The following is a 14842-nucleotide window of genomic DNA, read 5'->3' as shown; positions in this document are numbered from 1 at the left end:
GCAATTGTGGACTGGCCCCATCGATACCATATTGGCGGCGATGGCAATCCAGATTCGCACCTCGCTCGATGAAATCGAAACTGCCGAAGGCTATGTCCCGCATCGCCCTGCGCGCCCCGACAAGGTCGAGGGCGGCAAGCGATTTGAACTGGTTAGCGAATATGAGCCCGCAGGTGACCAGCCGACCGCGATCAGGGAACTGGTGTCCACCGCGCTGGGCGGCGAGCGCGACCAGGTGCTGCTCGGCGTCACCGGATCGGGCAAGACCTTCACCATGGCGAAGGTCATCGACGAATTGCAGCGCCCGGCGCTGATCCTCGCCCCGAACAAGATCCTCGCGGCGCAATTATACGGCGAGTTCAAGAGCTTCTTTCCGAACAATGCGGTCGAATATTTCGTCAGCTATTACGACTATTACCAGCCCGAGGCCTATGTGCCCCGCAGCGACACCTACATCGAAAAAGAGTCGAGCGTGAACGAGGCGATCGACCGTATGCGCCATTCGGCAACGCGCGCGCTGCTCGAACGCGACGACGTGATCATCGTCGCCTCGGTGTCGTGCCTCTATGGCATCGGCTCGGTCGAGACCTATTCGGCGATGATCTTCGACCTCAAGAAGGGCCAGGTTGCCGACAATCGCGAGATCATCCGCAAGCTCGTCGCGCTCCAGTACAAGCGCAACGACCAGGCGTTCGCGCGCGGCAATTTCCGCGTCCGCGGCGACAATCTCGAAATCTTCCCCTCGCACTATGAGGACATGGCGTGGCGGATCAGCTTTTTCGGCGACGAGATCGAGGAGATCACCGAGTTCGATCCGCTGACCGGCAAGAAGATCGCCAACCTCAACCATGTCCGCGTCTATGCCAACTCGCACTATGTGACCCCCGGCCCGACGCTCAAGCAGGCGAGCGAGGCGATCAAGCATGAGCTGACCGAACGGCTGAAGGAACTCGAAGCCGAAGGCCGGCTGCTCGAAGCACAGCGGCTGGAGCAGCGCACCAATTTCGACCTCGAAATGATCGCCGCGACGGGCAGCTGCGCGGGGATCGAGAATTACAGCCGCTTCCTCACCGGCCGTCTGCCCGGCGAGCCGCCGCCGACGTTGTTCGAATATCTGCCCGACAATGCGCTGCTCTTCGTCGACGAAAGCCACCAGACGATCCCGCAGATCGGCGCGATGTCAAAGGGCGATCACCGCCGCAAGATCACGCTCGCCGAATATGGCTTCCGCCTGCCGAGCTGCATCGACAACCGGCCGCTGCGCTTTGCCGAATGGGACATGATGCGCCCCCAGACGGTCAGCGTGTCGGCGACGCCGGGCACCTGGGAGATGGACCGTACCCAGGGCGTCTTCGCCGAACAGGTGATCCGCCCCACCGGGCTGATCGACCCGCCGGTCGAGATCAAGCCGGTCGAGGAACAGGTCGACGACCTGATCGTCGAGGCGAAGAAGACCGCCGCCGCGGGGTATCGCACGCTGGTGACGACCCTGACCAAGCGGATGGCCGAGGATCTCACCGAATTCCTCCACGAAGCGGGGTTGAAGGTCCGCTACATGCACAGCGACGTCGAGACGCTGGAGCGCATCGAGATTATCCGCGACCTGCGGCTCGGGGTGTTCGACGTGCTGATCGGCATCAACCTGCTGCGCGAAGGGCTCGACATTCCCGAATGCGGGCTGGTCGCGATCCTCGACGCCGACAAGGAGGGGTTTCTGCGCAGCGAAACCAGCCTCGTCCAGACGATCGGCCGCGCCGCGCGCAACGTCGACGGCCGCGTCATCCTCTACGCCGACCGCATCACCGGCAGCATGGAACGCGCGATGCGCGAAACCGATCGCCGCCGCGAAAAGCAGACCGAATATAACGTCAAGCACGGCATCACCCCGACGACGATCAAGCGCAACATCGGCGACATCATCGCGCATGTCGCGTCGAAGGATCAGGTGACGATTGACATCGGCGACGACAAGCCCGCGCATATGGTGGGGCACAATCTGCGCGCCTATATCCAGGACCTCGAAAAGAAGATGCGCGATGCGGCGGCGAACCTCGAGTTCGAGGAAGCCGGGCGATTGCGCGACGAAATCCGCAAGCTGGAGGCGGATGAGCTGGGGCTGCCCGCGGGCGAGCAGGTCGCGCCGCGCGTCGGGCGCTCCAACGAGGGGAAGCCGGGGACGCGCAAGGGGCGGTTTGGGAAGTCAAGCAAGACGAAGTGGGGGCGCTAGCTAGCTTTCCATTTCGGCTTTTTAAGACGCGGACCGAACATCATCGTTGGCATATCTTCGGGAGGCTCACCGCCCGTCCAGCCAATTACATTGCCCAAGACAGGGGAAGCGTCCGCATAAGTTCGTAGCAGCTGCGAATGGCTTCCATCACGAGCCACCACGATTTCATACGCGAATTTGGCGGCGATGCGATTAAACCGCCGGATCTGAGTAATGTCCTTAAGACGAATATGCCGCGGCCCCTTGGCTGCGTGCCATGAGTGAAACTTAGAATGCCCCCAGAGGAGTGTTTTTGAATCGACAGGAAAGACCAGTTCAATTTCTCCACCTCGCCGACTCAGCACATATGGCTTCATTTTTTTGATTGGAATGTTCGGGTCGAATATCGCTACGGGATTGTCACTGGTCAGAAAAATCTGCTTGGTCTCGTTGTGGATTATCTGAAATCCGATCCGGCCAATTAGTGCCTTGAAGCCCCTGAGCATTTCTCCCATGGCCTCGATCGATGCTTGCGGATTGATCGACATTCTTGTCATTTGTACAATGTCTGGCACTCCTTCCGGATACGGCGCCAGTTCTCCCGCCTCATCCAGTTTATAGAACTCCAGCATGCCCTTGTGGGCTAAAAGCGCTTCCGCCGCATCTCGTGCAGCGGGTACGCGCACCCGTTGCATTGCCAAGTAGTTCCAGAGTTTTCCACAATCCTCTGGCGTGAGCTTTTTCCAATCGGTCATTTTCGCCCGGAGATTAAACCAGTCCCCCTCGATCCTGCTCAAATACCCTTCGATCCTATTATCGCGAGTGCCATCGTCCCTGATCTGGGAATAATAATATCCTCTAAGCGCTACATTTTTTGGCCTAAGCCGAAGTGAGTTCTGAGGATCATCTTTGCGCCCCACCCAAAGATATCCGCCGCCGTCGCAAAAGCCTTCGAGATAAGTCTCGGGGACAAAGTGATGGCGCTTTGGTTCGTTGGGCCTGGCTTCCATTCTTCATCTATAGCCGAATGGCACGGCCGACAAATCGTCAATGCGTTCGACTTCGACCAAAGCTCCACCGGACCCGACCGACACCCTTGCCCCCTCCTCGCGCGCGGCTTAGCGTCCGCCCCCTAACCGGGGAGAATATCCAATGAAATCGGGTCCGTCGCTGATCGCCCTTGCGCTTGCCGTTGCCGCGCCTGCCGCCCTCCATGCCCAGGAAGCACCCACCGACAAGGCGAAGGCCGAAAAGCCCGCCGACGACATCATCCCCCAGATCCGCACCACCAAACTCTCCGGCACCTTCGGCGGACAGCGGATCAATTACGCCGCGACGATCGGTGAGACGATTATCAAGAACAAGGATGGCGTGCCCGAAGTTGCGGTTGTCACCACCTCCTACGTCAAGGAACCGCGCGATCCCGGCCGCCCGGTGACCTTCCTGTTCAACGGCGGTCCGGGATCGGGCACCGTGTGGTTGATGATGGGGGCGTTCGGGCCGAAGCGCGTTGCGATCCCTGGTACCGGGGTCGACGACGGCGCGCCGCCCTATCCGATCGTCGACAATCCCGACGCCTTGATGGACGTCACCGACGTCGTGTTCATCGATCCGCCCGGCACCGGTTTCTCGCACCTGATCGGCAAGGCCGACCCCAAGGATTATTACGGCGTCACCCAGGACGCCAAACTGGTGGCCGAGGTCATCCGCCGCTGGCTGAACGACAATGGCCGCTGGAACAGCCCCAAATATCTCGGCGGCGAAAGCTATGGCACGACGCGCTCGGCCGCGGTCGCCCACCAACTGATGAACGAGACCTACAACGACGTCGCGCTGAACGGCATCATCCTGATTTCGACCGTGCTCGATTTCGCGGCCGGCGCCGACACGCCGGGCAACGAACTGTCGCCGATCACCAACCTGCCCTCGATGGCGGTCACCGCGCTCTACCATGGCAAGGCGACCGGCGCGTCGCCCGAAGCCTTTGCCGAGGAAGCGCGGCAATGGGCGATCGGGCCGTATGCGACCGCGCTGCTGAAGGGCCAGAAATTGCAGGGCGAGGAACGCGCGGCGATCCGCCGCGAGCTGGCGCGCTTCACCGGCCTGTCCGAAACCTATCTCGACAGCGCCGACCTGCGCGTGACGCCCAGCCGCTTCTACAAGGAGCTGCTCCGCGACCGCGGCCTGACCGTCGGCCGCCTCGACAGCCGATACACCGGCAAGGATTATGACAGCGCCGGCGAAAGCCCCGACAACGACCCCAGCTTCTATGGCATCGACGCGAGCTACACCGCCGCGATCAACAGCTGGAGCCGCGACGGGCTGGGGTTCAAGACGGACCGCGAATATCAGTCGATCGGGCGCATCGGTGGCCAGTGGGACTGGCGGCTGGGCGACCGCGACACCAACGCGTATCTGAACGTCGCGCCGTATATCGGCCAGGCGCTGCGCGAAAATTCGGGGCTGCGGGTGCTCGTCGCGCAAGGCTATTATGATTTCGCGACGCCGTTCTTTGCCGCCGAATATGCGCTGTCGCGCACCGGCATCCCGCAGGACCGCATCAGCTATACCTATTATGGCGCGGGCCACATGATGTATATCCGCGACGAGGATCGCCGCCAGCTGTCCGAGGACGTGCGCGCGTTCATCCGGGCGCGGTGAGGAACGAGGGGCGCCCGCACGCGCCCCTTTCTGGTCAGCGAAGAACGCCTTTCGCCCCCATCACGCGAGCGTAAATGAGCAGGGCGAGGATGATCACCCATATGGTGAGCGTCACATACAGCGCGACATTCTGGAACAGCTCTCGGGTGGTCTCGCCTTGCAGGACATGCTGATACAGCGTCGATCCGGCGAGCCCGATGATCGAGAAAATAAAGGCAGTCACGGCGTGGCGGGACCGCATAAGCAACAGGAGCGACCCGATAAAGGCGCCGAAGCCGCCGACCGCCCAACAAATATCGGCCCATAGCGGCGCGCCGAGGATGAAGCTGCGCTGCGCCGCGGTCAACGGCGAGAGCCAGAATTCATTCTGCATGTTAGTCAATGTGAAGTCGGCGACCGGAAACGCGTTGATCAGTAAGGCTACGCCCCCGACCACCCACAGGTGCCACGGCGTCCGGACAGCTTGCGTCATCATAACTTCCCCCTCCAGAAGGACCGGGCGAAGCTATCATTTTTCACCGCCGCCAGCAATGCAGTGGTTTATGTTCGCAATACAGTCGCTTCCGGTGAACGCCGGGGGTTGGCAAGCGCGCGGCAAATCGCGATAGCGACGCGCATGTGCGTCGTCGCCCTCGCCTGGCAAGTCCACCCCGACTGGCCGCTGATCCTGATCGGCAACCGCGACGAATTTCACGAGCGACCGAGCGCGGCGCTGCACGCCTGGAACGACGGCAGCGGTATTTTCGCCGGGCGTGACCTGCAGGCGGGCGGCACCTGGCTGGGCACGCATCCGGCGAGCGGGCGGATCGTTGTCGTGACGAATGTGCGCGGCGCCCTCCCCGATCCGGCGAAGGAATCGCGCGGCGCGTTGGTGGTCGATCTGCTGCGCGGCACCGGATGCTTCGCCGATCCGGCAGAGGGTGATCTCGACCGTTTCAACGCGTTCAATCTGTTTGCGATGGGCGATGGCAAAGCGCGGTTGCTGACCAATCGCCCGCAATCCCAAATCTTGACGCTGGGCGCCGGAGTCCATGCGCTCGCCAACGAGCCGATCGACAGCCCCTGCCCGCGCGCCGAGCGCCTGCGCGCGGCACTGTCGGCGGTGATCGATGCGCGCGCCGACCCCGAAGGCTTGCTCGACACGCTGACTGCCGAGGGGGATCCGGCGCTGTTCCTGCGCGGCGACGTCTATGGCACGCGCGCGTCAACGCTGGTCGCGGTGGCGGCGGACGGCAGCGGGCAAATCATCGAGCGCCGATACGAAGCGGGCGGCCGTCCCGCTGGAACGACCGCCCTGAAATTTCGGATCGGCTAAGCCGGACGCGCTATTTCGGCGCGATGACCATCAGCATCTGGCGGCCTTCGGTGCGCGGATGCGCCTCGACCTTGGCGATTTCCGACGTCAGTTCGGCGACGCGCTGCAGCACGTTGAGGCCAAGCTGGGTGTGGCTCATCTCGCGGCCGCGGAAACGCATGGTCATCTTGACCTTGTCGCCTTCACCGAGGAAATCGAACACCTTGCGCATCTTCACATCGAAATCATGATCGTCGATATTCGGACGCATCTTGATCTCTTTGATTTCCTGCGTCTTCTGGCTCTTGCGTGCCAGGTTCGCCTTTTTCTGGGCTTCGTATTTATACTTGCCCACGTCGAGGAATTTGCACACCGGCGGATCGGCGTTGGGGGACACTTCGACCAGGTCCAGCCCGACCGATGCGGCCTGCTCGATCGCTTCGGCGGTCAGCATTACGCCCAGATTTTCGCCTTCCTCATCGATCACGCGGACCTTGGGGGAAGCGATGAATTCATTGTATCGCGGGCCATTCTTGGGCGGCATTCGGTCCATCGGGCGGCGAGTCGTGGGCGGTGGTATAGCTGTATCTCCTGGTCGTTGACGGGTGGCGCGCGGAATCGGTGCGATATTCGCACGCCCTGTCCATATAGTGAACGCTGGCGCGGCGTAAAGGCTGCGCTGCGCGGTTTTCGTCCGACTGTGGCGCCTATGCCACGCTTCGAGCGCTTACCATTTGGTCGGCGCGGGGTCGACGACGCGGAAACCGCCGGCGCCGACTTCGCTGACTTCCAGCGCCCGGATCGCGATGCCGCGGTCGTTGAAGCGGAAGATGCCGTCGATACCGCCAAAGCCGTCGGCAGCGAGCAGCCGGTTCACCGGGAAGTTGGTGCCGGGTTTCCAGTCGCGCGCGATCCGCACCGTCAGCAGCACCGAATCATAACCGAGGCTGGCCAGCCGATAGGGCGTGCGGCCAAAGCGGGTGCGATATTTGCTCGCCAGCTGGCCATACAGCCCGTCCGACACGCTGGCGAACCACGACCCGCGCATCGCCGGATTGCTGCCGAGCGACGCGTCGGTGTTCCACAGCTCGGTGCCCAAGATCTGCGCGCTGCCGGCGCCCTTGATCAGCGGCACCGCGCGCACCGCATTGCCGCCCGAATCGGCGATCAGCACCGCGTCGATCGCTCCGGCGTTGGCGATGCGGCGCGCTGCACCGGTGAGCGCCGCGGCGCTGCGGTCATAGCTTTCGACCGCGACCAGCGTGCCGCCGGCCTTGCTCACCGCGCTGCGAAACGCCGCGGCCGAGCGGTCGCCATAGACATTCTTGGGGACGAGCGCGCCGAAGCGCTGATGCCCCTTGCCGCGGGCAAAGGCGACGACGCGCTCGACCGACTGGCCGGGGACATAGCCCATGATGAAGACGCCATTGCCGGCGACGCCGGTGTCGTTCGAAAAGCTGATGACCGGGACTTTGGCGCCGCGCGCTACCGGCGCGACCGCGGCGACATCCTCGCTGAGCAGCGGGCCGAGGATCAGCTTGTTGCCGTCCGCCACCGCTTGCCGCGCCGCGGCGGCGGCGCCGAGCGCGGTGTCGTAGGTGGTGATGCGGACGCGTTCGGTGCGCGAATCGAGCAGGGCCATCGTCGTCGCATTGGCGATCGCGGCACCGACGTCGGCGTTGGCGCCGGTCTGCGGGACGAGCAGCGCGACGCGGTGGCGATCGGTGTCGGTCGGCAGGCCGGGACCGACGGTTTCGGGCGGCGCCTCGGGCGGCGGCGGCGCGACGGGGCCGCTCGATTTCGGCACGACCTGGCACGCGCCGAGCACCCCGACCATCGCCATCGTCGCGAGGCCGCGCAGCATTTGTCGCCGCGGCGACGCATTGTTTTGGCGCTGGCTGGCAGTTTCTGCCATTTTCGGCGTCATGCCGGATTCGATCATCACAAATTCTCCCTTGCCCGGACTCTATATCGTCGCGACCCCCATCGGCAACCTCGGCGACATCAGCGCGCGCGGTGCGGCGACGCTGGCACGCGCCGACGTGATCGCGGCGGAGGATACGCGGGTGACAGCGAAGCTGCTCGCGCACCTGAGTCTGCGGGTGCCGATGGTCCCCTATCACGATCACAGCGACGAACGGACACGCGCGACGCTGGTCGCCCGCATGGCCGATGAAATTGTCGTTCTGGTGTCGGACGCCGGCACCCCGCTGATTTCGGACCCCGGTTACAAGCTGGTGCGCGATTCACGCGCCGCCGGGCGCCACGTTACCACCCTGCCCGGCCCGTGCGCCGCGATCGCGGCGGTCACCCTGTCGGGGCTGCCCAGCGACCGCTTCCTGTTTGCGGGCTTCCTGCCATCGAAAGCCAAGGCGCGCGCCGATACGCTTGCCGAATTCGCCGGGCTGCGCGCGACGCTGATCTTCTACGAAAGCGGGCCGCGGCTCGCCTCGGCGCTGGCGGCGATGGCCGCCGGCCTCGGCGACCGCGACGCCGCCGTCGCGCGCGAGATCAGCAAGATGTTCGAGGAATGCGTCACCGGCACGCTGACCGGACTCGCCGCGCGCTACGCCGACGCGCCGCCGAAGGGCGAGATCGTCGTCGTCGTCGGCCCGCCGGGCGAAGCCGCACCCGAGCAGGCCGACGACGCGACGCTCGACACCGCGCTGCGCGACGCGATGGCCGACAAACCCGTCGCGCAGGCGGCGAAAGCGGTGGCCAAGCGCTTCGGCCTCGACCGCCACGCGATTTACGCCCGTGCCCTGACGCTCAAGGACCAGGATTGAAGCGCGCCGCCGCCGAGGCGCGCGGGCGCAAGGCCGAGCGCCGCGCCGCCTGGTGGCTGCGCCTGCACGGCTGGCGGATATTAGGCGAGCGGCTGCGCGTCGCGGCGGGCGAGGTCGATCTGGTCGCGCGGCGCGGCCGCACCCTCGCCTTCATCGAGGTAAAGTGGCGCGACCGGGCCGAAGACCTCGACCTCGCGATCGATCACTATCGTCTGCGCCGCGTCGCCGCGGCGGCCGAAATGCTCGTCCCGCGCTTCGCCCGGCCGCACGACGACATACGGATCGACGTGATGCTCCTTGCGCCGAAGCGATTGCCTCGCCATCTGGTCCACGTCTGGCAACCCTGAGGAATATGTGATGACCCTGCGCGCCGCCGTGCAAATGGACCCGATGGACGGCATCAATATCGCCGGCGACAGCAGCTTTCACCTGATCCTGAAGGCGCTCGACCGCGGTTATGCCCTCTATCATTACGACGTGCGCGGGCTGACGTGGGAGGCCGGGCGGCTGACCACGAAGGCGCACCCGCTGCTCGCAGCGAAGCGCGAAGCGGGGGCGCATTACCGGTTCGGCGACGAAATCACCCTCGACCTGGGCCGCGACGTCGATGTCGTGCTGATGCGGCAGGACCCGCCCTTCGACCTCGGCTACCTCACCGGCACCTGGCTGCTCGAGCGGATCGCGGGCGAGACCCTGGTGGTCAACGACCCTGTGTCGGTCCGCAACGCGCCCGAGAAGGTGTTCGTGCTCGATTACCCCGAATATATGCCGCCGACGATGGTGACGCGCGACCTCGACGCGGTGAAGGATTTCCAGGCGCGCCACGGCGCGGTCGTGATCAAGCCGCTCCACGGCAATGGCGGCAAGGCGGTGTTCCGTATCGACGCCGACGGTGCGAACCTGGGGGCGCTGGTCGAGCTGTTCGGGCAGGTGTGGCCCGAACCCTTCATGGTCCAGCAATTCCTGCCCAGCGTCAGCGAGGGCGACAAGCGCATCGTGCTGATCGACGGCGAGGTCGCCGGCGCGATCAACCGGAAGCCCGGCGCCGGCGAGTTCCGGTCGAACCTGGCGGTCGGCGGTTTTGCCGAAAAATCCGGGCTGACGCCGCGCGAGCAGGAAATCTGCGCCGCACTCGGCCCCGCGCTGAAAGAGCGCGGGCTGCTGTTCGTCGGCATCGACGTGATCGGCGGCGAATGGCTGACCGAAATCAACGTCACCTCGCCGACCGGCATCGTCGCGATCGACCGGTTCAACGACAGCGATACGGCAGGAATGATCTGGGACGCGATAAAGCGCCGGATCGGCTGACGCGATCCGCGCGTTACCCCTGCCATGACCGCATTCATCCTGAACCTGATCCAGAGCTGGGGCTATCTCGGCATATTCGTGCTGATGTTCCTCGAAAATGTGTTCCCGCCGATTCCGTCCGAGGTGATCATGGGGCTCGGCGGGATCGCGGTATCCAAGGGTCATTTCGATTTCTGGACCCTCGTCGCCGTCGCGGTGGCGGGAACAACGGCGGGCAATTGGGTGTGGTACGGCATCGGCCGTTGGATCGGTTATCAGCGGCTCAAACCCTTTATCGACCGCCACGGCCGCTGGCTGACGCTCGACTGGGCAGAGGTCGAACGGCTGCACGGCTGGTTCCTGAAACATGGCCCCGGCATTGTTTTTGTGGCGCGCTTCATGCCCGTCGCGCGGACGATGGTGTCGCTGCCCGCCGGGATGGTGAAGATGAACCAGGCGAAATTCCTGCTCTGGACCGCCGCCGGATCGACGATCTGGATCACCGCGCTGGCCGGCGCCGGAAACTGGTTCGGCGGCAAATTCGCCAACCTCGATGCGTTCGTCGGGCCGGTAGCGCTGGTCGCGATCGGGTCGCTGGTATTGCTGTATCTGTACCGGGTGATCACGTGGAAGCCGACGAACCTCAGCGAGAAATAGAACGGCCCCTGACCCCGTTCGTGTCGAGCGAAGTCGAGAAACGCGAAGGCACCCAAAAACGCAACGTCTCTCGACTTCGCTCGAGACGAACGGAAAGAGAAGAGCCCCTCTAAGCCCGCGGATGCGCGCTGCGGTAAATGTCGAGCAGATGCGCCGCATCGACCGCGGTGTACACCTGCGTCGAGGCGAGGCTGGCGTGGCCGAGCAGCTCCTGCAAACTGCGTAGATCGGCGCCGCCCGCGAGCAGATGCGTCGCGAAACTGTGGCGCAGCGCGTGCGGCGTCGTGCGTTCGGGCAGGCCGAGCGCGCGCCGCGCCGTGCGCACGCTGGCGCGGATCACGCCGGGCGCCAGCGGTCCGCCGCGCGCGCCGAGGAACAGCGGGCCGGCCTTGGCTATCGGATACGGACAGGCCTCGACATAGCGCGACACCGCCGCCGCGACCGCGGGCAGGATCGGCACGACGCGCGTCTTGCCGCGCTTGCCCGTCACCCGCAGCGTCTCGCCGAGCGGCAACACCGCGCCGGTCAGCGACAGCGCCTCGCCGATGCGCAAACCCGCGCCATAGAGCAGCAGCAGCAGCGCGAAATCGCGCGTGCCGGTCCAGCCCTGCCGCGCATTGTCCTCGACATCCTGCGCCAGCGCGAGCGCTTCGGCGGGCGCGACGGGGCGCGGCAGCCCCTTTTTGACCCGCGGCCCGCGCAGTTGCGGCACATGCGCGCCCGACCCGCCGACGAAGCGCAGGAAGCCGCGGAGCGCCGACAGCTCGCGCGCCGCCGACGCATTGCCCAGACCGTCGGCGCGGCGCGTCGCCAGATAGGCGCGCAGGTCGTTCGGGGTCAGCTTCGCCAGCATCGGCGCATCGACGGCGCCGCCGCGGTGTTCGGACAGAAAGGCGCAGAATCGTTCGGCGGTCGCGATGTACGCACGGCGGGTGTGTTCCGACCGGCGCTTCTCGTGCGCCAGATGGGCATCCCAGTCGCGGATCAGATCTTGCGCCAAATCATGTCCCCATTCCCGCTCGCATCGAGCGAAGTCGAGATGCCCATCGGCGCAGCGCAAGGTCGAGGGGTGTCTCGACTTCGCTCGACACCAACGGGTCTGGTGGGGTTTAGCCCGTAAGAACCACCTCGGAAAGGATGCTGTCGAGCAAGAGAATACCGTCATCGGTCACCGCCAGCCGGTCGCCCTCCACCCGCATCAGCCCCTGCCGCGCCAGCCGCGCCACCGCATCCGCATCGACGAACGCCGCGCGCGCCAGCCCGCTGCGCGCCTCGATCCGCGCCAGATCGATTCCTTCGGTCAGCCGTAGCCCCATCAGCATCGCCTCGGTCGCGCGCTCGTGCGGCGGCAGGTCGCTTTCGACCTTGAGCCCATGGCCGTTGCGCGCGACCGCCGCGATGAAATTCTCGGGCTTCTTGTGCCGCTCGGTCGCCTGTCCCAGCCGCCGCCCATGCGCGCCGGGACCGACCCCGGCGTAATCGGCGTAGCGCCAATAGGCGAGATTGTGGCGGCTTTCCTGCCCGACGCGCGCGTGGTTCGACACCTCGTAGCGCGGCAGCCCCGCGGCGCGCGTCATCGCCTGCGTCGCGTCGAACAGGTCGGCGGCGGCATCGCCATCGGGGATGGTGAGGTCGCCTTTCGCCGCCAGCGTCGCGAAGCGCGTGCCGGGCTCGATGGTGAGTTGGTACAGCGAGAGATGATCGGTCCCGAAGGCGAGCGCGCCCGCCAGTTCGGTTTCCCACGCCGCCATCGTCTGACCGGGGCGGGCATAGATGAGGTCGAAACTGACCCGTGCGAAATGCTCCTGTGCGGTCGCAATCGCGCGGCGCGCTTCATCGCCGCTGTGGGCGCGACCAAGAAATTCAAGCACTTGCGGATCGAAGCTCTGAACGCCGATCGACACGCGGTTGACCCCGGCCGCGGCAAGGTCGGCGAAATTGGCGACCTCGACCGAATTCGGGTTGGCCTCCAGCGTGATCTCGCAATCGTCAGCCAGCCCCCATTCGGCTTCCACCGCTGCAATCACCGCCGCGACGGTGGCAGGCGGCATCAGGCTGGGCGTGCCGCCGCCGAAGAAGATCGAGCCGACACGGCGATCCGGCAGCAGCGCCGCTTCATGCCGCAGATCGTCAAGCAGCGCACCCTGCCAAACCGTCTGATCGACGCTCTCGCGAACATGGCTGTTGAAATCGCAATACGGGCATTTCGACACGCAAAACGGCCAATGGACATAAAGGGCGAGCGGTTCGGCCATGCGGGGCGCCCTAGCCCCTTTCGTCATTCCGGCGAAAGCCGGAATCGCTCGCGGACTTTCCCCAAGGTCGATGGCGACCCCGGATCAAGTCCGGGGTGACGAAGTTACAGAGGTCAAAAAACCCCCGCGACCAGCTTGGCAAACGCATCGGCGCGGTGGCTGATCGCATGCTTCTCGGCCGGATCTATTTCGGCATAAGTCAGGTTGTTACCAGCCGGAACGAACACTGGATCGTAACCGAAACCGAGAAGCCCACGCGGCGGCCAGGTCAGGCTGCCTTGCGCACGGCCCTCGAACAGCTCGGCATGGCCATCGGGCCACGCGAGTGCGAGGGTGCAGACGAAGCAGGCACTGCGGTCGACGCCCGGCCCCTGCTCGGTCAGCAACCCTTCGACCTTGCCCATCGCCAGATACCAGTCACGGCCCTCTTCGCCTTCGAACCACTGCCGTTCGGCCCAGTCGGCGGTATACACGCCCGGCCGGCCGCCGAGCGCGGCGACTTCCAGCCCGCTGTCGTCGGCCAGTGCGGGCAGTCCCGCCGCCGACGCGCTCGCATGCGCTTTCAAGAGCGCGTTCTCGCGGAACGTCGTACCCGTCTCCTCGGGCTCGGGCAGGCCGAGGTCGCCCGCCGACACCGGCTCGATCCCGAAGGGCAAGAGCAGCGCCCGAATCTCGCGCACTTTGCCCGCATTGTGGCTGGCGATGACGAGCTTGCCGGGGGTCAGTTTGCGGTGGTTCATGGTACGTCGATCATCCGTCAATCTTGGCCGCCAATGTGGGCCTTAAACAGTTCCACGCGAAGACGCGAAGGCGCGAAGATGTTGCGTTGGCCGCGAAGCGGCTTTCTTCTTTCAACATTGCATCATGCCGCGCCGTTAAAAGGCGGATGGGGCCTGTCGGCCCGGACCTTCTTCTTCGCGTCTTCGCGTCTTCGCGTCTTCGCGTGAAACGAATCAATCCCGACCTATCGCCCCGTCGCCTTGTCCTGCGCCGCGAAAATCTCGGTGCAGCCGATGCGTGCCAGGCGCAGCAGCCGCAGCAGGCCTTCCTCGTCATAGGTCGCGCCCTCGGCGCTCGCCTGCACTTCGACGATCTGGCCGCGCCCGGTGAGCACGAAATTGCCGTCGGCCTCCGCCACCGAATCCTCGTCATAATCGAGGTCGAGCACCGGGGTGCCGTTATAAATGCCGCACGAAATCGCGCCGACCTTGTCGCCGATCGGGTCTTCGGCAATCAGTTTCGCCGCCAGCAGCTTGTCGACGGCGAGGCGCATCGCGACCCATGCCCCCGAGATCGACGCGGTTCGGGTGCCGCCGTCGGCCTGCAGCACGTCGCAGTCGATGACGATCTGGCGCTCGCCGAGCTTCTTCATATCGACGACGGCGCGCAAGCTGCGCCCGATAAGGCGCTGAATTTCCTGCGTGCGTCCCGACTGCTTGCCGCGCGCCGCTTCGCGATTGCCGCGGGTGTGCGTCGCGCGGGGCAGCATGCCATATTCGGCGGTGACCCACCCCGCGCCCTTGCCGCGCATCCAGCCCGGCACCTTTTCATCGACGCTGGCGGTGACCAGCACCTTGGTGTTGCCGAAGCCGACGAGGACGCTGCCCTCGGCATGGATGGTGAAGCCGGTTTCGATGGCGATGGAGCGCATCTGGTCGGGGGCGCGGCCGGAAGGGCGCATGAATGATCCTTTCGA

15 protein-coding genes are annotated in these 14842 nt (G+C 65.1%); 7 read left to right on the top strand and 8 right to left on the bottom strand.

Features of this window, described 5'->3' with window-relative positions; translation table 11 throughout:
- Nucleotides 1-40 precede the first annotated feature (40 nt).
- On the top strand, nt 41-2227 hold the full coding sequence (gene uvrB, locus HEQ22_RS03985; RefSeq protein WP_432769907.1) for an excinuclease ABC subunit UvrB: 2187 nt from the start codon (nt 41-43) through the stop codon (nt 2225-2227).
- On the opposite strand, the gene HEQ22_RS03980 is transcribed toward uvrB, so the two are convergent.
- The gene (locus HEQ22_RS03980) at nt 2224-3216 is read right to left on the bottom strand and encodes a DUF4238 domain-containing protein (protein WP_432769906.1); all 993 of its coding nucleotides are present in this window, start codon (nt 3214-3216) and stop codon (nt 2224-2226) included. The genes uvrB and HEQ22_RS03980 overlap by 4 nt on opposite strands.
- Before the next feature lie 142 nt (nt 3217-3358).
- Here HEQ22_RS03980 and HEQ22_RS03975 point away from each other — a divergent pair, with 142 nt between their 5' ends.
- Entirely contained in the window at nt 3359-4867 is a 1509-nt protein-coding gene (locus HEQ22_RS03975) for a S10 family peptidase (protein ID WP_432769905.1), read from the top strand.
- A gap of 34 nt (nt 4868-4901) precedes the next feature.
- Here HEQ22_RS03975 and HEQ22_RS03970 read toward each other — a convergent pair whose 3' ends face one another.
- On the bottom strand, nt 4902-5342 hold the full coding sequence (locus HEQ22_RS03970) for a hypothetical protein (RefSeq protein WP_432769904.1): 441 nt from the start codon (nt 5340-5342) through the stop codon (nt 4902-4904).
- Between the two features lie 141 nt (nt 5343-5483).
- On the opposite strand from HEQ22_RS03970, the gene HEQ22_RS03965 reads away from it, so the two are divergent.
- Nucleotides 5484-6182, top strand: coding sequence for an NRDE family protein (locus HEQ22_RS03965; RefSeq protein ID WP_432769903.1), 699 nt, complete (start codon nt 5484-5486; stop codon nt 6180-6182).
- A gap of 10 nt (nt 6183-6192) precedes the next feature.
- Here HEQ22_RS03965 and infC read toward each other — a convergent pair whose 3' ends face one another.
- Complete coding sequence (infC, locus tag HEQ22_RS03960) at nt 6193-6714, bottom strand: translation initiation factor IF-3 (RefSeq protein ID WP_432769902.1); 522 nt, start codon at nt 6712-6714, stop codon at nt 6193-6195.
- Nucleotides 6715-6888: 174 nt separating this feature from the next.
- Nucleotides 6889-8025, bottom strand: coding sequence for a penicillin-binding protein activator (locus HEQ22_RS03955; protein ID WP_432770936.1), 1137 nt, complete (start codon nt 8023-8025; stop codon nt 6889-6891).
- 61 nt (nt 8026-8086) lie between these two features.
- Here HEQ22_RS03955 and rsmI point away from each other — a divergent pair, with 61 nt between their 5' ends.
- The 4 genes from rsmI to HEQ22_RS03935 are packed head-to-tail and all read left to right on the top strand — an operon-like array spanning nt 8087 to nt 10891.
- The gene (rsmI, locus tag HEQ22_RS03950; protein ID WP_432769901.1) at nt 8087-8947 is read left to right on the top strand and encodes a 16S rRNA (cytidine(1402)-2'-O)-methyltransferase; all 861 of its coding nucleotides are present in this window, start codon (nt 8087-8089) and stop codon (nt 8945-8947) included.
- On the top strand, nt 8944-9294 hold the full coding sequence (locus HEQ22_RS03945; RefSeq protein WP_432769900.1) for a YraN family protein: 351 nt from the start codon (nt 8944-8946) through the stop codon (nt 9292-9294). Before rsmI ends, HEQ22_RS03945 begins: the two co-directional genes overlap by 4 nt.
- A gap of 10 nt (nt 9295-9304) precedes the next feature.
- Entirely contained in the window at nt 9305-10255 is a 951-nt protein-coding gene (gene gshB, locus HEQ22_RS03940) for a glutathione synthase (RefSeq protein WP_432769899.1), read from the top strand.
- A gap of 24 nt (nt 10256-10279) precedes the next feature.
- Nucleotides 10280-10891 (top strand): DedA family protein, encoded by a 612-nt coding sequence (locus HEQ22_RS03935; protein WP_432769898.1) that lies wholly within the window; start codon nt 10280-10282, stop codon nt 10889-10891.
- Nucleotides 10892-11000: 109 nt separating this feature from the next.
- Here HEQ22_RS03935 and HEQ22_RS03930 read toward each other — a convergent pair whose 3' ends face one another.
- From HEQ22_RS03930 to rph, 4 genes are all read right to left on the bottom strand, one after another.
- Nucleotides 11001-11891 (bottom strand): tyrosine recombinase XerC, encoded by an 891-nt coding sequence (locus HEQ22_RS03930; RefSeq protein WP_432769897.1) that lies wholly within the window; start codon nt 11889-11891, stop codon nt 11001-11003.
- 109 nt (nt 11892-12000) lie between these two features.
- A complete protein-coding gene (gene hemW, locus HEQ22_RS03925) occupies nt 12001-13146 on the bottom strand; it encodes a radical SAM family heme chaperone HemW (protein WP_432769896.1) in 1146 nt (381 codons plus the stop codon).
- A gap of 113 nt (nt 13147-13259) precedes the next feature.
- On the bottom strand, nt 13260-13886 hold the full coding sequence (gene rdgB, locus HEQ22_RS03920) for an RdgB/HAM1 family non-canonical purine NTP pyrophosphatase (RefSeq protein ID WP_432769895.1): 627 nt from the start codon (nt 13884-13886) through the stop codon (nt 13260-13262).
- 224 nt (nt 13887-14110) lie between these two features.
- Entirely contained in the window at nt 14111-14827 is a 717-nt protein-coding gene (gene rph, locus HEQ22_RS03915; RefSeq protein ID WP_432769894.1) for a ribonuclease PH, read from the bottom strand.
- Nucleotides 14828-14842: the final 15 nt, after the last annotated feature.

This window comes from Sphingopyxis sp., from assembly GCF_050916055.1.
In the GTDB taxonomy this organism is placed as follows: domain Bacteria; phylum Pseudomonadota; class Alphaproteobacteria; order Sphingomonadales; family Sphingomonadaceae; genus Sphingopyxis.
Note: the sequence above shows the minus strand (reverse complement) of the source record. Positions and strands in the feature narration are given on the sequence as shown.